Source organism: Flavobacterium algoris (assembly GCF_048158525.1).
Classification (GTDB): Bacteria; Bacteroidota; Bacteroidia; order Flavobacteriales; family Flavobacteriaceae; genus Flavobacterium; species Flavobacterium algoris.
Genome location: NZ_JBLNKT010000024.1, coordinates 12,607 through 36,520 on the forward strand (window position 1 = coordinate 12,607; position 23,914 = coordinate 36,520).

Consider the following 23,914-nt stretch of genomic DNA (forward strand, 5'->3'; position numbering starts at 1 on the left):
TATTTATAACAATTTCAAACAAGTTGTATATTTGCAATATAAAATTGTAATTATACGCTATGCCAAAATTAAATCAATTTGAAACATTAGTCATTGATGAATTTGAAGAAGACAAATTTCATCTTCCAACCCATAGTCATACGTATTATGAAATCATTTACATCATGAAAGGCAATGGGGCTCATCACTTGAATAACAATTTATTATCTTATAAAACAGGAGATTTATTTGTAATTTCACCTGACGATGAGCACTACTTTGATATTAAAAAAAGTACGCGGTTTGTCTTTATAAAATTTACGGATAATTATTTCAATTCAAATAAAAAGCTGTCTTGTGATGAATTTTTATTGAATACACCGGAAAATTTTATGCGAGATAAATCACTAAAAGAAAACGTTTTAAAGCTGGATGAACCTTGTAAGACAATTTTAAAAAATACAGTAGAAAACATTACTGCTTACAAAAGCAAAACGAATGTCTCAACATCGCCAATTGTTTTTTACCAAGTTTTATCAATTTTCGGATTAATCAAAGAAACAATGCGTTGCATGAATATGCAAGTTACAGGGAAAAATATTGACAACGAACAGATTACCTCTTATATCCATCAAAACATTTACAATCCAAAACTGATTCAAATCAAAGCAATTTCGAGACATTTTAATATCTCCCACACCTACTTCGGTACTTATTTCAAACGAAGTTTTTCGATAACTTATAGAGATTACATCAATACTTTACGAACCAAATTAATCGAAAAAAGAATTGCCAACAACCAAATGTCCATCAAACAAATTGCTTATGAATTTGGCTTTACGGACGAAAGTCATCTGTCGAATTACTTTAAAAAACAAAAAAACATGAAGCCTAGCGACTTTAAGAAACTGTGATTTTTTAAACGAGATTACTTTTTTATTTCCTTCTTTCGGCAAAAAATCGCTTCATCAACTCTGAAGCTTCATTTGCCATAATTCCAGAAACAACAGTAGTTTTAGGATGCAATTGCGTTCCCATTTTTACAAAACCGCGATTTTCATCGCTGGCACCAAAAACAATTTTCGAAATCTGACTCCAATACAAAGCGCCAGCACACATTTGGCAAGGTTCCAACGTAACATAAAGCGTACATCCAATTAAATATTTACCACCGAGATAATTCGCAGCAGCTGTAATAGCCTGCATTTCGGCATGAGCCGTTACATCAACTAGCATTTCAGTAAGGTTATGACCTCGTGCTATCACTTTATTATCAACAACAATAAGAGCGCCAACAGGAATTTCGCCTTTTTCAAAAGCCTTTTCGGCTTCGTGCAAAGCTTTTTTCATAAAATATTCGTCGGTGAAAGGATTTATCATAGTTACAAAAATAAGAATTCAATTCGTACATTTGCTTCATGTCAGATAATTTACTTTCAAACATCAATAACCCAACCGATTTACGCTTGCTTGATGAGGCCCAACTTCCGCAAGTCGCTCAGGAACTACGTGATTTCATTATTGATATCGTCTCTGTAAAGGAAGGTCATTTGGGCGCAAGTCTTGGTGTTGTAGAACTTACCATTGCTTTACATTATGTTTTTGACACACCGAACGATTTATTGATATGGGATGTAGGACATCAAGCCTATGGACATAAAATACTGACGGGTAGAAGAGAAAATTTTCATACCAACAGACAATTGGGCGGTATTTCCGGTTTCCCAAAAAGGAGTGAGAGTATTTATGATGCTTTTGGCGTAGGCCACTCCTCTACTTCAATTTCGGCAGCTTTAGGAATGGCTATTGCTTCTAATTTGAAAGGCGATTATAACAAACAACACATTGCGGTGATTGGAGATGCTTCCATAGCATCAGGAATGGCTTTTGAAGGCCTAAATCACGCTGGAGTTACTGATGCTAATTTATTGGTAATTCTCAATGATAATGCTATTGGAATTGACCCAAGCGTAGGCGCGTTGAAAAAATACCTCACTGCCGTAAAAGAAGGAAAGAACCCAAGACAAAACAATATGATTAAGTCCCTGAATTTTAATTATTCAGGTCCAATAGACGGTCACGATATTTTTGCCGTTGTTAAAGAATTAAAACGTTTGCAAAAAATAAAAGGTCCAAAATTCCTCCATGTTATTACCACTAAAGGAAAAGGATTACGACAAGCCGAAGACGACCAGGTGAAATACCATGCGCCCGGAAAATTTGATGCCAACACAGGCGAAATTCATATAAAATCAGAAGAAAATTTACCCCCAAAATACCAAGATGTTTTTGGTTTGACCATTTTAGATTTAGCCAAAAAGAACGAAAAAATTATTGGAATCACACCTGCAATGCCGTCAGGGAGCTCCTTGAAATTTATGATGGACGCTTTTCCAAAACGTGCTTTTGATGTGGGAATTGCTGAACAACACGCAGTGACTCTAGCAGCTGGAATGGCGACTCAAGGCATGGTAGTTTTTTGCAATATTTACTCTACTTTTTTACAAAGAGGGTACGATCAACTGATTCATGATGTGGCCATACAGAATCTACCGGTCATTTTTTGTTTAGACAGAGCGGGATTAGTGGGGGAAGACGGCGCAACGCATCACGGCGTTTTCGATTTGGCTTATTTACGTTGCATTCCCAATATGATTGTTTATGCTCCAATGAACGAAATAGCGTTACAAAACATTCTATTTACGGCACAATTAGGATTAAACTATCCTATAGCCATTCGTTATCCACGTGGTCGTGGTGTCATCGCAAATTGGCAAACGCAACATCTTGGAACCTATAAAAAAATAGAAATCGGGAAAAGTATTTGCATCCAAAAAGGCTCGAAAGTAGCGGTTTTATCCAATGGAACGATTGGTAATACTGTTACTTTGGCTATAGCCAAAATGAAAGATACAACAAGCATTTCACATTACGACTTTCCTTTTGTTAAACCATTAGATAAAAATGAATTACACTCTATTTTTACTGAATTTAAAACTATAATCACAATAGAAGATGGCGTTGTCAAAGGCGGTTTTGGAAGTGGAATTCTTGAGTTTGCATCCGAGAATAATTATACTTCAAAAATAACTGTTCTTGGTATTCCAGATGAATTTATAGAACAGGGAACTGTTACCGAATTACAACAATATTGCAAAATTGACGTTAAAAGTCTAGAAATACTTTTTTCAAGCTATTAAAATAATTATTTTACAGCCTTAAATTTAAACACATTATAATGAAATTACTGTCGTACGCTATTCTTTTCTTTATACTTACAATATCTATCAATAGTTTTTCCCAAGAAAAAACAATACTAGAACTTACACCTGTTTCAACGCTCGTAAAAGTGACTTCATACGAACCGTTGGCTGTCGCACTAAAAATACAAACGAAAACATATTACCTTCCTTTATCGCATTGGATAAAAAAAAATACTTTGGGCTTTGACATTTCAGAAATTGCTTTTGTCAATTGGAGTGCCGGTGGTACAAGTTCAATATCAGGACTTTTTAAGGGCAATTTTTTAAGGGTTTATAATCGAGACAATTACAAATGGTCCAATGAGCTTATTGTTCGCTATGGCTTAAATAAGCAAGACGGAATTGAAGTCAGAAAAACTGACGATGCACTTCAATTCAATTCTACATTTGGTTATCGCCAAGACACCCTATCTAACTGGTACCACTCAGCAAAATTTAATTTCAACAGCCAGTTTACCAATGGTTATTCCTACCCTAACAAGGAAATTGCTATTTCAAAACCATTTGCACCAGCTTATATTTTCATGGGGATAGGAGCCGAAAATATCAACAAAGAAAAGAAAAGAACCTTTTATGTTTCCCCATTTACATTTAAAACAACATTAGTTTTAGATCAAATATTGGCAAATCAAGGGGCTTTTGGAGTTACAAAAGCTATCTATGACGCAAACGGTGTTTTAATTACTGAAGGTAAAAAATCTAAAACAGAACTTGGTTTTTTAATGACTAGCTCTTATAAGAAAGAAATTTTTAAAAACATTAATTTAGAAAACCGCTTGAGTTTGTACTCTGATTACATCAATAACTTTGGCAATGTCGATGTGGATTGCGATTTATTATTAGACTTAGTTGTAAACCAATATGTAAAAGCAAATATAGGAACACGAATCGTTTATGATGACGACATAAAATCAAAAAAAGAAGTTGACGGCACTCAAGTTACCCAAGGTGCTAAAGCACAACTAAAACAACTGCTAGGAGTTGGAATCGTATATGTTTTTTAACATTAAGCCTTCTTTCTTCCATTAATAGTTTCAAATAATTCAAGTGCATTCCCATCAGTCAAAAGAGACACATAATGACAAATATGAAGTAATCTTCCATAAAGATTTTCTTTTTCTAAATGGTGTTTCTCAGGTAACATTTTCATGATTAAAGCATCATAATTAGATGCTTCTCCGTTGAATTTATTATTGAAAGCAGTTATAAATTTATCCAATAGTGTTTGTATAATCTGGTAACCGACGATTTCTTTTTCTATGACTTCTCGGCTTTGGTAAATATTTTTGACACTAATTTTTATAATATCATCCATTTGTGCTTTGTACTTGCTTTTATCCATAATTGCAAAAGGGAATTTCCCTTCCAGAATTAACGCTTCATTTTCGATAAAAACTTTGACCGCATCATTGATTAAACTACCAATTGCCAAAGCGCGTAAATAGCTAATCCTGTCTTCTTTGGTTTCTAAAGTCTTATATTTGGAAGTATCAATGCTATCTTTTACCAATTTTATCAAATATTCCAAAGCAAAATCTTCGGAAACCAAACCTAAATTAATTCCGTCTTCAAAATCAATAATGGTATAACAAATATCGTCTGCCGCTTCTACAAGGTACGCCAAAGGATGTCTTTCGAAACCTATATTATCTCCTGATTTATTTGGAATCAAACCCATATCAGAAGCCACATCTTGAAAAAAGGCTTTGTCAGTTTGAAAGAAACCGTATTTTTTATCGGCAATAGCTGCGGTTGGTTTTTTTGGCAAACTTTCCTTTGGATATTTCATAAAAGCACCAAGAGTGGCATACGAAATTCTAAGTCCGCCTTCTATTCCGGGACGACTGGCCGTAAGAACCGAAAATCCATTGGCATTGCCTTCAAAATCAATTAAATCCTGCCATTCTTTTGCGGTAAGTTGGTCTTTATATTGCTGTCCTTTACCAATGGAAAAATATTCTCCAATCGCCTTTTCACCGGAATGCCCAAAAGGTGGATTCCCAATATCATGAGCCAATGATGCTGCGGCAACAATAGCACCAAAATCATTCATGTGATACCCATGAACCTCTTTCAAATGTGGATATTTTTCTATGATTTTTTTACCAACCAATCGCCCTAAAGAACGACCAACAACCGAAACTTCCAAACTGTGGGTCAATCTGGTATGCACAAAATCAGTTTTTGACAAGGGAATAACTTGTGTTTTATCCTGTAAACTTCTAAAAGCGGACGAGAAGATTATACGGTCATAATCAACTTCAAAACCCAAACGGGTATCGTCTTGTTCTACACGTAATCTTTTGCCTTTGTCGCCTTGTCTTCTTAATGATAAAAGTTGTTCCCAGTTCATGATTTGTTTTTAGCTTTTGGTTTCAAAGATACAGAAAGACAAATCAAAAATGTAAATAATCAAATGGATAATGCGGTACTATGCTTGATTTCTCCCATCACAAAAACACTTTGAGTATTCCCGATATTCTCAATAGTTGATAATTTATTCATTACAAAATCTTGATAACTGGACATATCTTCCACCAAAATTTTCAGCATAAAATCATAATCTCCTGCTATATTGTAGCATTCTATAATTTCAGGAAGAGCAACAATATCTTTTACAAAATTACTCCCCACATTTTTAGCATGTTCCTTTAGCCGAACATTACAGAAAACGGTCATTCCAAGATTTAATTTTTTCTTATCTAGCAAGGCAACATATTTCATAATATAGCCATCTCGTTCCAGTCTTTTTATACGTTCATAAACTGGTGTAACCGTCAGAAATAATTTACTTGCTAGCTCTTTAGTATTGATATTCGAGTTTTCTTGCAGGTGTTTTAAGATTTGTAAATCAATGTTGTCAATATTTTCCATAGTATTTTTTACTGTTAAAAATCATTTTTAAAGTTTCATTCAGTACTAAAACCTACCATACATACATATAATACTTTTATTCACTGAAATAACAAGCTAATTTAAGTTTAAATATCCAATACAATAACTTTGCCCAGTAAAAAATACTGTAAATAATGAAAACAAATAATCTAGGTTATCCAAGAATTGGTAGCAACAGAGAATTAAAAAAAGCCTGTGAATCGTATTGGGCAGGAAAAATTTCCGCAGAAGAACTTTTAACTGTAGGCGCAACTATCCGCAAGGAAAACTGGAAATTACAAGCCGAGGCCGGAATCGATTTAATCCCTTCAAACGACTTTTCATTTTACGATCAGGTACTGGATTTATCGCTTACATTGGGTGTTATTCCAAAACGTTATCAAGAATTAGCCAAAACAAACTCCACTATCGATTTGTATTTTGCCATGGCCAGAGGTTCGCAAAAAGACGGACAAGATGTGGTTGCCATGGAAATGACAAAATGGTTTGATACCAATTACCATTATATCGTACCGGAATTTACAAAAGATCAAGAATTTAAATTATTCTCCGAAAAAATAATCGATGAATTCAAAGAAGCCAGCGCTTTAGGAATTAAAACAAAACCAGTTCTTATAGGACCTGTAACGTATTTACTCCTTGGAAAAGAAAAGGAAGAAGGTTTCCATAGAATTGACCTTGTTGATAAATTGCTTCCGGTATATTTTGAAATTATTCAAAAATTAGAGGATCAAAAAGTAGAATGGATTCAATTTGACGAACCATTTTTGGCTTTGAATTTAACTGATAAAGAAAGAAATGCCATAACCTATGTTTACAACGAAATCAACAAACGCTTCCCTAAAATCAAATTAATTCTTGCTAATTATTTTGATTGCTTTGGCGAAAATCTTGAAACTGTTCTTGCCTTGCCCGTTCATACTTTACATTTGGATTTGGTGCGTTGTCATTCCCAATTGGATGATATTCTGGAATCAGGACAATTATCTAGTACCGTAAGTCTTTCGCTTGGGGTTGTAGATGGAAGAAATATTTGGAAAAATGATTTCAAAAAATCTTTAGCCCTTATTCAGAAAGCGGCTGATGCACTTGGCGAAAACAGAATCCTAATTGCGCCATCGTGCTCTCTGATTCACTCGCCATGTGATTTAGAATTAGAGACTAATGACACAACACTAACTCCCGAAATCAAACAATGGCTGGCTTTCGCCAAACAAAAAATCGATGAAGTAGTACTGCTTCAAAGTTTTGCTTTAAATGAGATAACTCAACATGAATCAGTTCTATTTCAAGAAAACACTATCGCCAACGAAAACCGAAAAACATCTAAATTAATCCATAATGATGCGGTGAAAAATCGGGTTGCCAGCATTACAAGTGGTGATGATCAAAGACAAAATCCGTTTTCCATTCGAAGAAAAAAACAAATAGACGTATTAAATCTTCCTTTATTCCCAACTACAACTATTGGTTCTTTTCCGCAAACTACCGAAGTGCGCAGCTGGAGAGCCAAGTTCAAAAAAGGCGAATTAAACCAACAACAATATGATGATTTACTCCAAAAAGAAACCGAAGAAACGATTCGTTTTCAAGAAGAAACTGGTATTGATGTATTGGTTCACGGAGAATTTGAACGCAACGATATGGTGGAATATTTTGGGGAACAACTCGACGGATTTACGTTTACCAAAAACGGTTGGGTACAAAGTTACGGCAGCCGTTGCGTGAAACCTCCTGTTATTTATGGTGATGTATCGCGCCCAAATCCAATGACTGTGAAATGGTCGGCTTTTGCACAGTCGCTTACGCCAAAATGGGTAAAAGGAATGCTAACTGGTCCCGTAACTATTTTGCAATGGTCATTTGTCCGTAACGATCAAGCACGTTCTGAAACCTGTACTCAAATTGCACTGGCGATTAGAGATGAAGTTATTGATTTAGAAAACGCAGGAATTAAGATTATTCAAATTGATGAACCTGCTATTCGAGAAGGATTGCCATTACGCAAAGAAGAATGGGCAACCTATTTAGATTGGGCAGTAAAAGCGTTTAGAATTTCGGCCAGTGGCGTAAAAGATGACACGCAAATTCACACGCACATGTGTTACAGCGAATTCAACGATATCATCCAAAATATTGCTGATATGGATGCCGATGTAATCACCATAGAATGTTCGCGTTCGCAAATGGAATTACTGGATGCTTTTGCCGATTTCAATTATCCAAACGAAATAGGACCTGGAGTATATGACATCCACTCGCCTCGCGTTCCTTCTAGTTCCGAGATGGTTAAATTATTAGAAAAAGCGTCGGCGGTGATTCCTGTAGACCAGCTTTGGGTCAATCCGGATTGCGGTTTAAAAACCCGTCATTGGGACGAAACCAAAAAAGCTTTAATCGAAATGGTGGCCGCAGCTCAAGAGATGAGAATTGCTGTAAATAAGATAGTGACATTATAATTCCAATTGAAAAAACCCAGTAGATTTAAAAATCTATTGGGTTTTCTTTTTAAGGGAAACTATCCTTAAATTACAATTTCACCGGATGGATCAAGCAATTTCTTTCTCGCAATAAACTCATGCTTTTTGACTACATACGTAACGGATAAAGTATCGTGCCATCCTCGCGAATCACCGGCTAAAAAAGAAAAAGGCTCGAAAGGGATTAATCTGGATACGGTTCGTATCATTACACTTTTCATATTAGGTTTTGAACCATCGTGCTTTACAACTAGTGTTTCCGTAAAATACTTTGCGAAGGTTCTCGAGAAATACATTTCAGTAAGTCCGTAGTAAAAAAACAGGATAATAAGTCCAAAAAAGAAATTTTCAATTGGACTCAATGCTTTAACCCAATTCGAGGCAGCATAACTATGGGTCAAATCTCCAATTATAGTTATGGTAGTGCCAATGCTAATCTCAATAATATATATAATCAGGAAATCGATAAGGAAATTCAGGAGACGCTGGCTTTTGGAAGCTAATAAATCATCTGTAACAGTAAATTTTTTATTTTCCATAGTAGTTAATATAAAAAATGATTACTATCTCAAATATAGTGAATTATTCTTATATTATTAATCAAAATATAGATGAATATAAATAAAAAAGGGAGTACTTGAAAACTCAAATACTCCGTTAACAATAAAAAATCAGAAGCTAAGCTGCTGAATTTATTAATTCTAAAGAAATCCTTATTAGTGATTCGAATGTGGCCTCTCCGTCCTCAAATTCAAGCATTGAAGTAACATTAAAGCTGGTCCTAATTTTCTCCTTATCTTTAATGTAAAAGGTTTTCGAAACACCATTATGGCCAATCACAAAACTTATCTCATCATAAGCACCTTGATTCATAAAAGGTATTTTATCTTGGGATGAAAAATTATCAAACAATTCAACCAAAACATTTTTTACACTTTGATTATTTATTGAACTATTCAACTTTATTACACGTTCCTCTCTACCTAAATTTACAGCTAATGTTTCTATAGTAGAAATTGTACCATCAATTAATCTAAATTCTTTTAGCTTTCCAAATTTTAAAAAATTATTAATCAGATATCTCGCTGGCGCCTGTTTTAATTGAAGAAAATAATTTGAAACTCCTTTCAATCTTATAAAAGAATTGAAAGCATTTTCAAATATTACTTTCACACCATGATTCTCTTTTTTCTGAAAAATAAAAAACCCAAATTTTGAATTTTTAGGAACATGAATTAGATAGAAAAAATCTTTACTAAATAAATCCCCTTTTAAAATGTCATATTTGAGATTAGAAGTTTTCCCGTCCTTTATTTGCCCATATTCCCCAGTATATCCAGAATCAAAATAGCCTGTGATTATCCTTTTCTCAACATCTTTAAGTTGATTATTTGCAAGTGAAAAGGTTCTATACTTACCTTGAACATCAGTGTAAGATTTAACATTTCTGTGTATATGACTACAAAAGTCATTCATTGTTTCTAACAAGTCTTCTTCTTCATTGTAAAAACTTAAAACTTGTTGTTCTTTTACTTTATTTACAAGTGTAAATCTGTAAATGCTTAAATTTACCATATTGTCTTTTTTTGTTGTTAAGAATTTTCTTAAAATTCATTTTACTCCAAGCCTTTGCTTTACTGGAGTTTAGATAAAAAATTAAATTCTGTGTATATTTAACTTGGAAAGACAGTACTATTTATATACTTTTGATATATAAAATAAGCGGATGAGGTAATCTCATTGTCTTATATCTTAATTTAATATTTAGGCCTCGGAACCAAAATGATTAAGTTTTACAAGTTAGGGATATCACAGATGTCCCTTTTTTTATGCGTATTAGTTTTTTTCTTTACCTCAGCGCTCGATTTAAAGTTAGTATTCTTATAAAAGGCCTCCATTAAGAGGCCTTTATCATTTCATTTTTTTATTAACTCCCACACATTTCACAATCGTCTGGACCTGCATTTTTAGACAATTCGATCATTGCTCTGTATTCTTCGGTAGTCATCTCTACTTGTTCCGCAACTACAGGAACAGCGATAGGCTGCTCTTTAATTTCTATCGGTTCCACTTTCTTGTCGTTGTTCAATGTAAATTTAATCGCATCCACCGCAGCTTTTGTTCTTAAATAATACATTCCCGTTTTCAATCCGGATTGCCAAGCGTAGAAATGCATCGATGTCAATTTAGAATAATTGGCATTTTGCATAAATAAGTTCAACGATTGTGATTGATCCACAAAATAACCCCGTTGACGTGACATGTCGATAATGTCTTTCATGGACATTTCCCAAACTGTTTTGTACAATTCTTTCAAATCTTGCGGAATGTTCAGGTCTTGAACCGAACCGTTATTTCGCATTAATTCTTGTTTCAATGTTTCGTTCCACAAACCACGTTCCACTAAATCGTGTAACAAGTGTTTGTTCACCACAATAAATTCTCCCGAAAGTACTCTTCTGGTGTAAATATTAGACGTATAGGGTTCGAATGCTTCGTTGTTCCCCAAGATTTGAGAAGTCGAAGCAGTTGGCATTGGCGCTACTAACAAGGAGTTTCTCACCCCGTGTTCCATTACTTCTTTTCGCAAGGATGCCCAGTCCCAACGACCGGATAATTCCTCATCTTTCATTCCCCACAAATTGTACTGGAATTCTCCTTGTGACATTGGCGAACCTTCGAAAGTAGAATAAGGTCCTTCCTCTTTGGCCATTTCCATTGAAGCGGTAACGGCTGCAAAATATAAAGTTTCGAAAATTTCTTGGTTCAGTTTCTTCGCTTCGTCACTCGTAAATGGCAAACGCAACATGATGAAAGCATCGGCCAATCCTTGCACACCAAGACCAACTGGTCGGTGACGCATATTCGAGTTTTCCGCTTCTATTACCGGATAATAATTTCTGTCAATAACTTTATTCAAGTTTCTGGTCACGCGTTTGGTAACGGTGTACAACAAATCATGATTGAATTTTTTGTTTTCCACAAACATGGGCAACGAAAGTGAAGCCAGGTTACAAACCGCAATTTCATCTTTCGAAGTGTATTCCATAATCTCGGTACACAAATTCGAAGAACGAATAGTACCTAGATTTTTTTGGTTTGATTTTCTGTTGGCTGCATCTTTATACAACATGTAAGGCGTTCCAGTTTCGATTTGCGATTCTAGAATTTTCTCCCACAATTCATGCGCTTTGATGGTTTTTCTACCTTTTCCACGTTTCTCGTAATCAATGTACATCGCCTCAAATTCTTCGCCATACACATCATACAATCCCGGACATTCATTAGGACACATCAACGTCCAATAACTGTCTTCCTGTACCCTTTTCATGAACAAATCTGAAGTCCACATTGCAAAAAACAAATCTCTTGCACGCATTTCTTCTTTTCCGGTATTCTTTTTCAAGTCTAGGAATTCAAAGATATCCGCATGCCAAGTTTCGATATAAATAGCAAAACTACCTTTACGTTTTCCTCCACCTTGATCCACATAACGAGCGGTATCATTGAAAACACGCAACATCGGAACAATTCCGTTTGACGTTCCGTTTGTCCCACGGATGTAAGAACCTGTAGCTCTTACATTATGAATAGAAAGTCCAACACCACCTGCTGATTGGGAGATTTTGGCCGTTTGTTTCAACGTATCATAAATCCCGTCAATACTATCGTCTTGCATGGCCAAAAGGAAACAAGAAGACATCTGAGGTTTTGGCGTTCCGGCGTTAAACAACGTTGGCGTTGCATGCGTAAAGAACTTTTTCGACATTAAGTCGTAGGTTTCTATCACCGATTTCAAATCGTCCAAGTGAATCCCAACAGACACACGCATCAACATGTGTTGCGGACGCTCTACGATTTTACCGTTTATTTTTAGCAAATACGATCGTTCCAAGGTTTTAAAACCAAAATAATCGTAGTTGAAATCTCTGTTGTATATAATATGTGAGTCAAGAAACTCCGCATTGTCCATAATTACTTTATGTACTTCCTCAGAAAGTAACGGAGCATATTGACCGTTTCTTGGATTTACATAATTGAACATATCATTCATCGTTTCCGAGAAGGATTTTTTTGTATTCGAATGTAAATTTGAGATTGCAATACGAGCGGCTAATTGAGCATAATCAGGATGCGCAATAGTCATTGACGCAGCAGTTTCGGCAGCAAGATTATCCAATTCAGATGTCGAAACACCATCATAAAGTCCTTCAATTACGCGCATTGCCACTTTTACGGCATCAACCAAATCATTCAAGCCATAACATAGTTTTTTAATTCTATCTGTGATTTTGTCGAACATTACCGGCTCTTTATGGCCATCTCTTTTAACTACATACATACGCTTAATTGTTTTAAAAAACAGAAAATCCCTTTCCCGTTTTTGAGTATTTGTTTCATTTTTTTGGGAAGCTAATCCCGCTGTCATTCCAATCTTTCTAGTCCTGAACTTGTTTCAGGATCCTGAAACAAGTTCAGGACTAGAAAGGATATTCCCTTCCATCGGGGCTAAAAACCCGCTGATGCGATAACTACTTTCTAAAAATCAGCATCAAAACTAATTTTCTGAGCATCTTCATCTGTATTCATAACACCTGCTTTTTGATATTCGGCCACTTTCTTTTCAAAGAAATTTGTTTTCCCTTGAAGCGAAATCATATCCATAAAATCAAAAGGATTTGAAGTATTGTATTCTCTCTCGCAACCTAATTCCACTAATAGTCTGTCTGCAACAAATTCTAAATATTGCGTCATCAATACCGCATTCATTCCTATTAAACTCACAGGAAGTGATTCGGTGATAAATTCTCTTTCAATATTCAAAGCATCAACAATAATACTTCTAATTCTTTCTTTTGGAACTTTATTAACCAAGTGGTGGTTGTGTAAATGCACCGCAAAATCACAATGAACGCCTTCATCACGAGAAATCAATTCGTTAGAAAATGTCAATCCTGGCATTAATCCCCGTTTTTTCAACCAATAAATAGAACAAAATGCTCCCGAAAAGAAAATTCCTTCCACGGCTGCAAAAGCGATCAATCGCTCCGCAAACGAATCGGATTCAATCCATTGCAAAGCCCAGTCTGCTTTTTTCTTAATCGCCGGAAAAACTTCTAAAGCATTGAACAATTCATCTTTCTCCGCTTCATCCTTTACATAGGTATCAATCAGTAAAGAATACGTTTCGCTGTGAATGTTTTCCATCATGATTTGAAAACCATAAAAGAATTTTGCTTCAGCATATTGTACTTCGTTGACAAAATTCTCCGCTAGATTCTCGTTTACAATCCCGTCAGAAGCAGCAAAAAAAGCAAGAATGTGTTTTACAAAATAACGTTCATCGTCCGAAAGTTTGTTATTCCAGTCATTTAAATCCTGTGACAAATCAATTTCTTCAGCAGTCCAGAAACTGGCCTCCATACTTTTATAAAATTCCCAAATATCATGGTGTTTGATAGGAAAAATCACGAAACGATTTTTATTTTCTTGTAAAATTGGTTCAACTTGCGCCATTATAATTGTTTATTTTTTTGAAAATTTAACGAAATTTTATGTATTTCGTGGATTACAAAGATTGTGAAATATTGCCGAAATTAAAAGCCAAACTTATCCACAAAAGCAGTTAGTTTTTAACAAAGGGAAAAATCAGGACATCTTTTACTTAAAATATAAAAAACTGTAAATCAGAATTTTAAAAATACAAAAAGAACATGAAACACCGTAAAATATAGGATTTTAAAAACAGGAAACAAGAAAAATTTAATTTTTTTTGGATTTATTTTTTCATGTCCAGAGCCACTTTTTCAAGCTCTGCATACCAGTCTTCTCCAAACTTTCTAACCAATGCTTCTTTAACGAATTTGTAAACAGGAACTTCAAGTTCCTGACCTAAAGAACAGGCCGCGTCACAAATATCCCACTTGTCATAATTGACCGCGGCAAACTCGGTAAAATCTTTCACACGAATAGGATATAGATGGCAAGAAACTGGTTTTTTCCAGTCAATTATCCCCTGATTGTACGCTTGCTCGATACCACAAAGTGCTGTTTTACCGTCAAACATCACATAAGCACAATCTTTATTGTCAATTAGTGGTGTTTCAAGATCACCATCCGTTCCTGTTACCCAAGTTCCTTGCGCTTCAATTGCGGCAATTCCTTGTTTCCGAAGAAACGGTTTTACTTTAGGATAAATTGCTTCTAATATCTTCGTTTCCTCAACGCTCAATGGAGCCCCGGCATCGCCATCTACACAACAAGCCCCTTTACAAGCTGATAAATTGCAAACAAAATCTTTTTTGAGTATGTCTTCTGAGACGATGGTTTTTCCTAATTGAAACATTATTTTTTGGTACTGTGATTATAAAGCGCAAAGATAGTCAAAGTAAATTGTATTTTTTTAGATAAAAACCAACTTTAACTTTCCAGTCAAACGGATTGTTAAATTACCAATAACAAACTAAAATTAAGTGATTTACATAAAACATCCATTGAAAAAAGTATTGTTTTTTACAACCTTAAAAAATAGCTTGAAAAAATTGCAATACCCCTCTATTTTATCCAATAATAGGACGAAAAGTTTAACTTTGTAAATAAAAAAAGCTATGATAGGATTTGACATCAGAGAAATTGTTACCGTAAGTATGGTTCTTTTTGCAGTAATTGACATCATCGGTACTATTCCTATTATCATCGATTTAAGAGCAAAATTTGGCCATATTGAATCCGAAAAAGCATCGTTGGCTTCTGGAGCAATTATGATTGTTTTTCTTTTTATAGGGGAAGAATTTTTAAATTTGATTGGAATTGACGTTCATTCTTTTGCTGTAGCGGGATCTTTTGTCTTGTTTTTTTTAGCATTGGAAATGATTTTAGGCATTCGATTGTATCGTGATGAGGCCGCCAGTTCCGCTTCAATTGTTCCTATTGCATTCCCGCTAGTTGCAGGCGCAGGAACCATGACAACTTTATTATCCTTGAAAGCTGAATTTCAAACGGTCAATATTATTGTTGCTATTATTCTAAATATTATTCTGGTTTATATCGTTCTAAAATCATCCGCAAAAATCGAACGAATGTTAGGAGAAAATGGGCTTGGAGTCATCCGCAAGACTTTTGGAGTGGTACTTCTTGCGATTGCTGTTAAATTATTCGCTGCGAATGTTAAAGATTTGTTTGTCTAAAATAAATTTACATAAATTTACACCATAACGCAATAATATAAATAATTTGATTTTATTTGAGTCTTGAATTTCTAAAAGAAATAGTTCAAAACCTCATTTTTTTTATATTAAAAACAAAAAAATATCATGAAAATCTTTACTAACATACTGGTGTTTTTAGCAATAGCTTTAATCATATTTAATGTTACTTTGCTTGATTTCAGAAATCCATTTAAAGGAGACAGCGTTGTCGCTTTTATTGGGATTGCAGCCTCTTTTTGTGCTGTTTTGATTCTTCTTATCTTTAGAATGTCAAAAAAAATAGAAGAAAAATCAAACGATAAGTTCTAACATGCTTGATGTTCTAATTATTGGCGGTGGCGTTTCCGGAATGTCATGTGCACTTGTATTGGGTTCTGCAAAAAACAAACCCTTTGCCATTGATAAAAAAATTGGTATTTTCACCCATCAAAAAGCATCGGCACTTCAAGACGCATTGTTTAATAATGCCTACGGAATAATTCCAGGCAAATTAGGTTCCGAATTATTAACGGAAAGCATTCAACATCTTTCAGAAACCTATCCACACATTACACAAATTCCGAATGAAAAAATGCTAAAAATTGAAGGCATTTTTCCTGAATTCACCGTAACTACAAACAAGAGCGCTTACAAAACTAAAATAATCGTCATAGGCATTGGGTCTGCAAACACTTTTGCAATAGATGGATTAATGCATTATGTAGAACCACACCAAAAAGCACTTCCTGAAAAACAAAGAATCCAACTCAAAAATAGTGACCACAAAGTTACTGACGGGATTTATGCAATAGGAACTTTAGCGGGGTGGAGAAGCCAACTGGCCATTGCTGCCGGAAGCGGCGCTGCCGTTGCCACTGATATTCTTACTTTATGGAATGGTGGCGTACAAACGCATTGTCATGATAGTATAAGATAAATAGAATTTCATTGTGAAAAATCTCTAGAAAAATAATGCTAGGTTTACACTTTCATTAATCTACTTTTATGTTATCACTTTTATTGAGCTTCACAAGACTCATCGTTTTTATAGTATTCATTTCCTTTTTCTCGATTATTTTCTATTTCATGAGTTTCTTTAGGAGTGAAGAAACTAATTCTAAAAAAGCACTCGTATTACGCGATTTTCTAATAAAAGTATCCAATGCAATTTTAGGCATACGCACCATTTTTTATGGCGAAAAACCCACAGCACAAGGATTAATTGTAGCCAATCATCGGTCTTATTTTGACCCAATCGTAATTGTAAATTTAATCCATGCTTATCCTGTTGGAAAAATAGAAGTTGCTTCATGGCCACTTATTGGATACATCTGTAAAATATCAGGGGTGTTATTTGTGGACAGAAAGTGTTCGAAAAGCAGACAAAATACTGCCGAAAATATTCGAGAAGTGCTGAGCAAAGGATACTCAATCATAAATTTTCCCGAAGGTACAACTCATGATTTGCCTACAACTGTAGCTTTCAATTATGGCTCATTTGTCATGGCTACTAAAATAGAATCTGCAGTAATACCAATTGCTATTGATTATAAAGAAAAAACGGATGCCTTCATTGGGAACGACACTTTTATTCCACATTTTTTAAAATGTTTTGGAAAACCTACCACCGAGATTAAAATAACTTTCTTCCCTCCTATTTATTCTGAAGATGCAACCTATCTATTGAACACATCCAAAGACATTATAGACAAAGAACTCATTCGTTATAGAAAAGATTGGGACAGTGAAAATTAGCTGTCATTTTATAAATTTAATCTGTGTAAAAATAGGGTCAATTCTTTACTATTGATTCTTTAAAACCGCTTTAATCATTGCATCTTCTTTCAATACAATTTCATAATAATACTTTTCACCATACAATTGTCTGGCGAATTCTGCAGCTACATAACGTTTTACTAACGACTTGCTTTTTCCAAATTTCAGATCCAATCCGTTTTCGAAAATATACTTTTGGAAAGAATCAAAATACTTATCGGTTTCATTCATTTTAGTTAGAAATTGCTGGAAATTCAATCCATTGAATGCATTTCTATTTTTGTCTAATTGTTCGAATACAAAGTGCCCAACAACACCCGATTGCAACAAATAAGCCGTGCTTTCATTTCCATGTTCTACTTCAAGTGGTACAAAAACATCAGGAACAATTCCGCCGCCACCGTAAACAATTTTACCTTTTTTGGTTTTAAATTTTAAAGCATTCGAAACTTTTATACTGTCTTTTTCATACAATTCCCCATTTACAAAACGAGTGTCTGATTCTTTAAAATACGCCTCATTCCCTTTGGAATAGGGCTTTTGAATCGAACGACCGGTTGGAGTATAGTATCTAGCGATAGTCAATCGAACAGCTGAGCCATCATCAAAATCCATTTCGCGTTGTACCAATCCTTTGCCAAAAGAACGTCGGCCTACGATTGTCCCTCTGTCATTATCTTGTATTGCTCCCGCCAGAATTTCACTTGCAGACGCACTATTTTCATTAATTAAAACAAACACATTTCCGCTTTCGAAACTTCCTCTTTCAGTTGCAAAAGTTTTATCTATATTCCCTTTTTTATTTTTGGTAAAAACAATTAGTTGCTTGTCTTTTAGTAATTCATCGGCAATTGCAATGGCTTCTTCCATATAACCGCCACCATTATCCCGAAGATCGATAATTAATGATTTGGCTCCTTGCTTTTTTAATGCATCCAAACCTCTTTTAAACTCGCCGTAAGTGGTTTCGGCAAAACGATTTATTTTTATATAACCGGTATCATTTTTCAAAAGCATGGAAATATCGACACTTTTTAAAGGAATAATATCTCGCTTTACTTTTAATTTAATCTTTTTACGTTCTGATTTTCTGTAAACGGTAAGTTCAATTTCAGAACCCACAGTGCCTTTTAGTTTAGAAAACAAACTGTCATTAGGTAATTTACGTCCAAATAATTTGGTTTTATCGGCATACAAAATTCGGTCGCCCGCTTTTATTCCAGCTTTTGCCGAAGGGCCATTTTCAACTGGTTTTATTATCGCCACTGAATCATTGTACATATAGAAATTGACGCCTATACCAACAAAATCTCCTTTCATGCTTTCAACAACTTCAGCCTGCTCACTTGGTGGAATATATACAGAATGCGGATCTAATTTTGCCAGAATATTATCAACTGTCAGATTTACAATAGAATCCGTATTGACATTATCGACATATTCGTTATCAATAAAATCAATCAGTTTATTGAGTTTATTCTTCGAATTATTTTTAGCAAAAAATGGGCTTTGATTTGGAGCATTCAATAAACCGCCCACAACAACTCCTAGACCAAGAGCCACACTAATAATTATAGGCAGGTATTTATTGTCGATTTTCATTTTATTCTTCTAATACTGGAATATGCTCTACTTCTACTCCCGCTTTTATCAAAAACTGAATTCCCGAGTCATCGCGGTATCCATTGTGATACACTACTCTTTTTATCCCTGATTGATGGATTAATTTACTGCATTCTTTACAAGGCGAAAGTGTAATGTATAACGTAGCCCCTTCGCAAGACTGTGTTGATCGCGCCACTTTGAGAATAGCATTCGCCTCAGCGTGCAACACATCCCAACGCGTTAACCCTTCTTCATCTTCACAACAGTTTTCAAATCCAGTTGGCGTTCCGTTGTAACCATCAGAAATAATCATTCGGTCTCTTACAATGATAGCACCTACTTGTTTTCTTTTACAATAAGACAAAAGTCCCCATTCAGTGGCAATCCTAAGATACGCTTTATCGTACTTATTCAATTTTTTTGATTCCATTATTTTTTATCTAATCCAGATTTCATTTTCAATAATCATTGGCAAGACTACCCCTATTATAAATGCTGACATCACCAAAGTCCAATCGCGTTTAGAGAATCTAAAAACCGTTTGAACAATATAGGACAATACCAAAACAACAAAAACTACAATAATCTGAGCTGCTTCTATCCCCAAGGCAAATTCACCCAAAGGCAATAATTTAGAGGTTGCACTTCCTCCCAGAATTGATTTAAAATAGTTTGAAAAACCCAAACCATGAATAATCCCAAAGAAAAGTGTTATAAAAAACACCAAATTTATACTTTCTTTTTTACTGGATTTACCAGCCGTAAAAAGATTAAATAGTGCCGTTATTAATATCGTTATTGGTATTAACAACTCAACAACATTCACTTTTATGGCAATTATTCCAAAAACGGAAAGTACTAAAGCCAACGTATGTCCAATTGTAAACAGTGTTATCAAGAGTACTATTCGCTGCCAATCCTTGAAAGAGAAAGGAACGGCTAATGCTATTAAAAACAAAACATGGTCATAAGCATGAATATCCAAAACGTGTTTTAATCCTATTTGAAAGTAAATCCAAAAATCTGACATAGGTTATTTATTAAATTGATATGGGGTTGTAAACTTACGATTAATTTTGAAAATGATTGATTTCAAAATATAAATCATTCCTTAAAAAAGGATTTAAAATACTTTGATTAACAAATCATAATTTTAAATAAAATTAAAATCAATAATTTAAAAATAGATTTATCTTTGTAAGATAAAAAATTAATAATTATGTCATTTTCAGATTTATTTGATAGCGAATTCAAACAAAGAAATAAAGGTCATTTTTCAGCCATAGTTCGTGTAGCACTTGCCGATGAAAAGTTTGTTCCAGAAGAAAAATTATTTTTAGACAAACTGGCCATTAGACTAGAAATTTCTCCAGAAGAATATACCGAAATTTTAGAAAACCCATTAAAATATCCTATTAATGCTCCTTATTTACATGAGCAAAGATTGGAACGTTTGTATGATTTAGCCAGAATGGTTCATGTTGATCATCATTTAGGAGATAAACAAGAATTATTGTTAGGAAAAATTGGAGTAGCATTAGGCTTTAATGCCGATAACGTAAATTATATTATATCTAAAGCATTATCATTAGTAGATAAAAAAGTAGATTTAGATACTTTCCTTTTCGAAATGCAAAATATGCATAAATAATAAAATCATAAAAAAGCTCCCAAATCGGGAGCTTTTTTATAGTTGTTTTTTAGTACTTGCTCAATTTTGCTTTGTGCATAAAATCTTCGGCCTTCTCTACCATATTATAACTTCCGCAGAAAAAAGGAACGCGTTGGTGTAATTCAGTAGGCACAATTTCCATTATACTTCCAAAACCATCAGAGGCTTTACCGCCCGCTTGCTCTACAATGAATGCCATTGGATTACATTCATACAACAAACGTAATTTTCCTTTTGGAGCTTTAGAACTTGTTGGATAAATATAAATTCCGCCTTTAATCATATTTCTATGAATATCCGAAACTAAACTTCCTATGTAACGCGAAGTATAAGGTCTGTCTTCCTCTTCGAGTTGGCAATATTTAATATAGTCTTTTACTCCTTGTGGAAAATGAACATAGTTTCCTTCATTGATGGAATAAATATTTCCATCCTTAGAAAACTGCATGTTGGGATGCGATAAATAAAAAGTTCCAATTGCCGGATTTAATGTAAATCCATTGACACCATGCCCTGTAGTATAAACCAGCATTGTTGATGTACCGTAAATCACATAACCCGCAGCTACCTGATTCGTTCCAGACTGCAAAAAATCTTCGATTGTTACCGGAGTACCTATTGGTGTAACGCGTCTGTATACAGAGAATATTGTTCCTACAGAAACATTTACATCAATATTAGAAGATCCATCTAGCGGATCCATCAAAACCACATATTTATTGTTGTGGCTCTTGTCACTTCCTTCCACTGTAATAAAGTCATCATTTTCTTCTGAAGCGATTCCACATACAATTTCACGATTGATTAAAGTTTGAATAAAAATGTCGTTAGCATATACATCGAGTTTTTGTTGGTCTTCCCCTTGTATATTTTGTTCTCCTGCGGCACCAATTATGTCTACTAGTCCAGCTTTGTTTACTTTGTAGTTGACTACTTTTGCTGCCAACCGAATTGAGTTGATAATCCGGGATAATTCGCCTGACGAATATTGAAAAGCATTTTGGTTTTCGATGATAAATTCACCTAGTGTTCTGTTGCGTTCTTCCATTACGAAATCGTTGTAGTTAGTTTGAAGTCACAAATATCGCTCTTTTTGTGAAAATGATTTGAATAATATTTACTTAGTTTACCACTATTGTATATTTGCTTATAAAATAGTTGAATAATGAATGAAAAATGCTTTATTTTGAGCAATTCAATCATCTAAAATAAGAATATATGAATATTAGAAAAGGTAATCCCGAAGACATGGAAGCGGTTTTAGGACTAATTCAAGAATTAGCAGACTTTGAAAAAGAGCCTGATGCAGTTCTTATCACGGTTGATGATTTAGTTCGTGATGGTTTTGGTACAACTCCTTTATTTCATGTTTTTGTTGCCGAAGTGGAATCGGAAATTGTAGGTATCGCTTTGTATTATTATCGCTATTCTACGTGGAAAGGGAAAATAATTCATCTGGAAGATTTAGTGGTAAAAGATAAAATGCGCGGAACTGGATTAGGCTATGCATTGTATTCTGAAATTATTAAACAAGGCAAAAGAGATAATGTTCGAAGAATTGACTGGCATGTTTTGGACTGGAACACTCCAGCTATCGATTTTTATGAAAAATCAGGGGCAAAAGTGCTTAGAGATTGGTACGTGACACAAATGGATGAAGCAGGAATCAACAATTTTGTAGATAATAGATTGAAATAAAATTACAAATTTTTTTGTTTAAAAAGTATGAGAGTATTCAAATTTGGTGGTGCTTCTGTAAAAGATGCCGAAGGAATAAAAAACGTATATGACGTTTTGCAAAAAGTAGGTTATGAGGATGTATTATTGGTTGTTTCTGCAATGGGAAAAACCACTAACGCACTTGAAACCGTTATAAAAAATTATTTTGATAAATCGGCTGAATTAAATTCATCCGTTCAAGAGGTAAAAAAATACCACAATCAAATTCTGATGGATTTGTTTGAAGAAGAAAAGCACGAAGTTTTTACTGCAGTAAACAATCAATTTTCTGACTTAGAATATTTTTTAGCGCATAATAAATCACCAAATTATAATTTCGTTTACGATCAAATCGTAAGTTATGGTGAATTGATATCTACCACTATCCTGAGCAATTTTATGAGCTTTATGGGAATAAAAACACAATGGTTAGATGTGCGGAATTTTATAAAAACGGATGCTACCTATAGAGATGCAGAAGTAGATTGGGAATTGACCCAAAAGAATATTGCCAAAAACGTAAAAAGAAAAATATTAAACATTACTCAAGGATTTTTGGGTTCTGACGAAAATAACTTCACCACTACTTTAGGTCGTGAAGGTTCTGATTATACTGCCGCTATTTTTGCCTATTGCCTAAATGCGGAAAGTGTAACCATCTGGAAAGATGTTCCTGGAGTTATGAATGCCGATCCTAGATATTTTGAAAATGCAAGTTTGTTAAACCAAATTTCATATCGTGAAGCAATTGAATTAGCTTTTTATGGCGCTACGGTTATTCACCCGAAAACCTTACAGCCTTTGCAAAAAAAGGAAATTCCTTTGTTTGTAAAATCGTTTATTAATCCTTTGCTACCGGGAACTCGTGTTGCCAAAGGTGCCGATTTAGAACCTTATTTACCTTGTTTTATTGTCAAAAGAAACCAACTCCTGATTTCGCTTTCGTCAATAGATTTCTCTTTTATCATGGAAGAAAACATCAGCGAAATTTTTGCTTTGTTTCACCAATTTAAAATAAAAGTGAATTTGATTCAAAATTCTGCGATTAGTTTCTCTGTTTGCGTTGAGGACAAATTTGAAAATTTCAAAGATTTGAACGCCATTCTTTCGAAAAAATTCAAAGTTGATTTTGATGAAAATGTTACTTTATACACCATTCGACATTTCAATGATAAAGCAGCACAAACTGTTGAAGAAAATAAAACCGTTTTATTGAAGCAAGTGAGTCGCGAGACCATGCAGGTTGTAACGAAAGAAAGTTAGAAAATCTTTTCATCGTAAAGTCTCGACTTGTACTTATTGTTTTACAGAATACACTACTTTTGATGCATAGACGTT

Annotated in this window: 23 protein-coding genes; 11 read left to right on the forward strand and 12 right to left on the reverse strand. The window is 34.4% G+C overall.

Annotated elements, in window-relative coordinates; genetic code table 11:
- The first annotated feature begins 59 nt into the window (after positions 1-59).
- Complete coding sequence (locus tag ACM55I_RS12180; protein ID WP_416847080.1) at positions 60-893, forward strand: AraC family transcriptional regulator; 834 nt, start codon at positions 60-62, stop codon at positions 891-893.
- Positions 894-915: 22 nt separating this feature from the next.
- On the opposite strand, the gene ACM55I_RS12185 is transcribed toward ACM55I_RS12180, so the two are convergent.
- Positions 916-1,359: a nucleoside deaminase gene (locus tag ACM55I_RS12185; RefSeq protein ID WP_416847081.1), complete on the reverse strand. Its 444-nt coding sequence runs from the start codon at positions 1,357-1,359 to the stop codon at positions 916-918.
- 38 nt (positions 1,360-1,397) lie between these two features.
- On the opposite strand from ACM55I_RS12185, the gene ACM55I_RS12190 reads away from it, so the two are divergent.
- Together ACM55I_RS12190 and ACM55I_RS12195 are read left to right on the forward strand one after the other, a co-directional pair.
- Positions 1,398-3,179 (forward strand): 1-deoxy-D-xylulose-5-phosphate synthase, encoded by a 1,782-nt coding sequence (locus ACM55I_RS12190; protein ID WP_416847082.1) that lies wholly within the window; start codon positions 1,398-1,400, stop codon positions 3,177-3,179.
- 38 nt (positions 3,180-3,217) lie between these two features.
- Positions 3,218-4,246, forward strand: coding sequence for a DUF3078 domain-containing protein (locus ACM55I_RS12195; protein WP_416847083.1), 1,029 nt, complete (start codon positions 3,218-3,220; stop codon positions 4,244-4,246).
- A gap of 2 nt (positions 4,247-4,248) precedes the next feature.
- Here the strand turns inward: ACM55I_RS12195 and dgt are convergent, their stop codons facing one another.
- Complete coding sequence (gene dgt / locus ACM55I_RS12200) at positions 4,249-5,595, reverse strand: dGTP triphosphohydrolase (RefSeq protein ID WP_416847084.1); 1,347 nt, start codon at positions 5,593-5,595, stop codon at positions 4,249-4,251.
- A gap of 59 nt (positions 5,596-5,654) precedes the next feature.
- Positions 5,655-6,116, reverse strand: coding sequence for an Lrp/AsnC family transcriptional regulator (locus tag ACM55I_RS12205; RefSeq protein WP_416835920.1), 462 nt, complete (start codon positions 6,114-6,116; stop codon positions 5,655-5,657).
- 155 nt (positions 6,117-6,271) lie between these two features.
- Here ACM55I_RS12205 and metE point away from each other — a divergent pair, with 155 nt between their 5' ends.
- Positions 6,272-8,596: a 5-methyltetrahydropteroyltriglutamate--homocysteine S-methyltransferase gene (gene metE, locus ACM55I_RS12210; RefSeq protein WP_416847085.1), complete on the forward strand. Its 2,325-nt coding sequence runs from the start codon at positions 6,272-6,274 to the stop codon at positions 8,594-8,596.
- Between the two features lie 65 nt (positions 8,597-8,661).
- On the opposite strand, the gene ACM55I_RS12215 is transcribed toward metE, so the two are convergent.
- The 5 genes from ACM55I_RS12215 to ACM55I_RS12235 all read right to left on the reverse strand — a co-directional run bounded on the left by ACM55I_RS12215 (position 8,662) and on the right by ACM55I_RS12235 (position 14,963).
- Entirely contained in the window at positions 8,662-9,156 is a 495-nt protein-coding gene (locus ACM55I_RS12215) for an RDD family protein (RefSeq protein ID WP_416847086.1), read from the reverse strand.
- A 139-nt stretch (positions 9,157-9,295) separates the two neighbouring features.
- Positions 9,296-10,192, reverse strand: coding sequence for a hypothetical protein (locus tag ACM55I_RS12220; protein ID WP_416847087.1), 897 nt, complete (start codon positions 10,190-10,192; stop codon positions 9,296-9,298).
- Positions 10,193-10,544: 352 nt separating this feature from the next.
- Complete coding sequence (locus ACM55I_RS12225; RefSeq protein WP_416847088.1) at positions 10,545-12,959, reverse strand: ribonucleoside-diphosphate reductase subunit alpha; 2,415 nt, start codon at positions 12,957-12,959, stop codon at positions 10,545-10,547.
- Between the two features lie 197 nt (positions 12,960-13,156).
- Complete coding sequence (locus ACM55I_RS12230) at positions 13,157-14,134, reverse strand: ribonucleotide-diphosphate reductase subunit beta (RefSeq protein WP_416847090.1); 978 nt, start codon at positions 14,132-14,134, stop codon at positions 13,157-13,159.
- Positions 14,135-14,396: 262 nt separating this feature from the next.
- A complete protein-coding gene (locus ACM55I_RS12235) occupies positions 14,397-14,963 on the reverse strand; it encodes a DUF3109 family protein (RefSeq protein WP_416847091.1) in 567 nt (188 codons plus the stop codon).
- Positions 14,964-15,225: 262 nt separating this feature from the next.
- Here ACM55I_RS12235 and ACM55I_RS12240 point away from each other — a divergent pair, with 262 nt between their 5' ends.
- From ACM55I_RS12240 to ACM55I_RS12255, 4 genes are all read left to right on the forward strand, one after another.
- Positions 15,226-15,804, forward strand: coding sequence for a MarC family protein (locus tag ACM55I_RS12240; RefSeq protein WP_416847092.1), 579 nt, complete (start codon positions 15,226-15,228; stop codon positions 15,802-15,804).
- Positions 15,805-15,930: 126 nt separating this feature from the next.
- On the forward strand, positions 15,931-16,134 hold the full coding sequence (locus tag ACM55I_RS12245) for a hypothetical protein (protein WP_035669579.1): 204 nt from the start codon (positions 15,931-15,933) through the stop codon (positions 16,132-16,134).
- 1 nt (position 16,135) lies between these two features.
- A complete protein-coding gene (locus ACM55I_RS12250) occupies positions 16,136-16,741 on the forward strand; it encodes an FAD-dependent oxidoreductase (RefSeq protein ID WP_416847093.1) in 606 nt (201 codons plus the stop codon).
- A 149-nt stretch (positions 16,742-16,890) separates the two neighbouring features.
- On the forward strand, positions 16,891-17,559 hold the full coding sequence (locus ACM55I_RS12255; protein WP_416847094.1) for a lysophospholipid acyltransferase family protein: 669 nt from the start codon (positions 16,891-16,893) through the stop codon (positions 17,557-17,559).
- Positions 17,560-17,607: 48 nt separating this feature from the next.
- Here ACM55I_RS12255 and ACM55I_RS12260 read toward each other — a convergent pair whose 3' ends face one another.
- Genes ACM55I_RS12260 through ACM55I_RS12270 form a run of 3 tightly spaced genes read right to left on the reverse strand, consistent with a single transcriptional unit; the run spans position 17,608 to position 20,215 of the window.
- Positions 17,608-19,182: a S41 family peptidase gene (locus ACM55I_RS12260; protein WP_416847096.1), complete on the reverse strand. Its 1,575-nt coding sequence runs from the start codon at positions 19,180-19,182 to the stop codon at positions 17,608-17,610.
- A 1-nt stretch (position 19,183) separates the two neighbouring features.
- Positions 19,184-19,615, reverse strand: a complete 432-nt coding sequence (locus ACM55I_RS12265; RefSeq protein WP_416835912.1) for a deoxycytidylate deaminase — start codon at positions 19,613-19,615, stop codon at positions 19,184-19,186.
- Between the two features lie 6 nt (positions 19,616-19,621).
- Positions 19,622-20,215 (reverse strand): HupE/UreJ family protein, encoded by a 594-nt coding sequence (locus tag ACM55I_RS12270; protein WP_039108653.1) that lies wholly within the window; start codon positions 20,213-20,215, stop codon positions 19,622-19,624.
- 189 nt (positions 20,216-20,404) lie between these two features.
- On the opposite strand from ACM55I_RS12270, the gene ACM55I_RS12275 reads away from it, so the two are divergent.
- Positions 20,405-20,836, forward strand: coding sequence for a tellurite resistance TerB family protein (locus ACM55I_RS12275; RefSeq protein ID WP_039108652.1), 432 nt, complete (start codon positions 20,405-20,407; stop codon positions 20,834-20,836).
- 49 nt (positions 20,837-20,885) lie between these two features.
- Here the strand turns inward: ACM55I_RS12275 and fbp are convergent, their stop codons facing one another.
- Positions 20,886-21,905, reverse strand: a complete 1,020-nt coding sequence (gene fbp / locus ACM55I_RS12280; RefSeq protein ID WP_416847098.1) for a class 1 fructose-bisphosphatase — start codon at positions 21,903-21,905, stop codon at positions 20,886-20,888.
- A gap of 170 nt (positions 21,906-22,075) precedes the next feature.
- On the opposite strand from fbp, the gene ACM55I_RS12285 reads away from it, so the two are divergent.
- Both ACM55I_RS12285 and ACM55I_RS12290 read left to right on the forward strand, forming a co-directional pair.
- On the forward strand, positions 22,076-22,555 hold the full coding sequence (locus tag ACM55I_RS12285; protein ID WP_416847099.1) for a GNAT family N-acetyltransferase: 480 nt from the start codon (positions 22,076-22,078) through the stop codon (positions 22,553-22,555).
- Positions 22,556-22,582: 27 nt separating this feature from the next.
- Positions 22,583-23,839, forward strand: a complete 1,257-nt coding sequence (locus tag ACM55I_RS12290; protein ID WP_416847100.1) for an aspartate kinase — start codon at positions 22,583-22,585, stop codon at positions 23,837-23,839.
- Positions 23,840-23,914: the final 75 nt, after the last annotated feature.

Bases quoted from the DNA above. Each gene is read 5' to 3' on its own strand.
- ACM55I_RS12180 (WP_416847080.1), top strand. From the start codon at position 60: ATGCCAAAATTAAATCAATTTGAAACATTAGTCATTGATGAATTTGAA.
- ACM55I_RS12185 (WP_416847081.1), bottom strand. From the start codon at position 1,359: ATGATAAATCCTTTCACCGACGAATATTTTATGAAAAAAGCTTTGCAC.
- ACM55I_RS12190 (WP_416847082.1), top strand. From the start codon at position 1,398: ATGTCAGATAATTTACTTTCAAACATCAATAACCCAACCGATTTACGC.
- ACM55I_RS12195 (WP_416847083.1), top strand. From the start codon at position 3,218: ATGAAATTACTGTCGTACGCTATTCTTTTCTTTATACTTACAATATCT.
- dgt (WP_416847084.1), bottom strand. From the start codon at position 5,595: ATGAACTGGGAACAACTTTTATCATTAAGAAGACAAGGCGACAAAGGC.
- ACM55I_RS12205 (WP_416835920.1), bottom strand. From the start codon at position 6,116: ATGGAAAATATTGACAACATTGATTTACAAATCTTAAAACACCTGCAA.
- metE (WP_416847085.1), top strand. From the start codon at position 6,272: ATGAAAACAAATAATCTAGGTTATCCAAGAATTGGTAGCAACAGAGAA.
- ACM55I_RS12215 (WP_416847086.1), bottom strand. From the start codon at position 9,156: ATGGAAAATAAAAAATTTACTGTTACAGATGATTTATTAGCTTCCAAA.
- ACM55I_RS12220 (WP_416847087.1), bottom strand. From the start codon at position 10,192: ATGGTAAATTTAAGCATTTACAGATTTACACTTGTAAATAAAGTAAAA.
- ACM55I_RS12225 (WP_416847088.1), bottom strand. From the start codon at position 12,959: ATGTATGTAGTTAAAAGAGATGGCCATAAAGAGCCGGTAATGTTCGAC.
- ACM55I_RS12230 (WP_416847090.1), bottom strand. From the start codon at position 14,134: ATGGCGCAAGTTGAACCAATTTTACAAGAAAATAAAAATCGTTTCGTG.
- ACM55I_RS12235 (WP_416847091.1), bottom strand. From the start codon at position 14,963: ATGTTTCAATTAGGAAAAACCATCGTCTCAGAAGACATACTCAAAAAA.
- ACM55I_RS12240 (WP_416847092.1), top strand. From the start codon at position 15,226: ATGATAGGATTTGACATCAGAGAAATTGTTACCGTAAGTATGGTTCTT.
- ACM55I_RS12245 (WP_035669579.1), top strand. From the start codon at position 15,931: ATGAAAATCTTTACTAACATACTGGTGTTTTTAGCAATAGCTTTAATC.
- ACM55I_RS12250 (WP_416847093.1), top strand. From the start codon at position 16,136: ATGCTTGATGTTCTAATTATTGGCGGTGGCGTTTCCGGAATGTCATGT.
- ACM55I_RS12255 (WP_416847094.1), top strand. From the start codon at position 16,891: ATGAGTTTCTTTAGGAGTGAAGAAACTAATTCTAAAAAAGCACTCGTA.
- ACM55I_RS12260 (WP_416847096.1), bottom strand. From the start codon at position 19,182: ATGAAAATCGACAATAAATACCTGCCTATAATTATTAGTGTGGCTCTT.
- ACM55I_RS12265 (WP_416835912.1), bottom strand. From the start codon at position 19,615: ATGGAATCAAAAAAATTGAATAAGTACGATAAAGCGTATCTTAGGATT.
- ACM55I_RS12270 (WP_039108653.1), bottom strand. From the start codon at position 20,215: ATGTCAGATTTTTGGATTTACTTTCAAATAGGATTAAAACACGTTTTG.
- ACM55I_RS12275 (WP_039108652.1), top strand. From the start codon at position 20,405: ATGTCATTTTCAGATTTATTTGATAGCGAATTCAAACAAAGAAATAAA.
- fbp (WP_416847098.1), bottom strand. From the start codon at position 21,905: ATGGAAGAACGCAACAGAACACTAGGTGAATTTATCATCGAAAACCAA.
- ACM55I_RS12285 (WP_416847099.1), top strand. From the start codon at position 22,076: ATGAATATTAGAAAAGGTAATCCCGAAGACATGGAAGCGGTTTTAGGA.
- ACM55I_RS12290 (WP_416847100.1), top strand. From the start codon at position 22,583: ATGAGAGTATTCAAATTTGGTGGTGCTTCTGTAAAAGATGCCGAAGGA.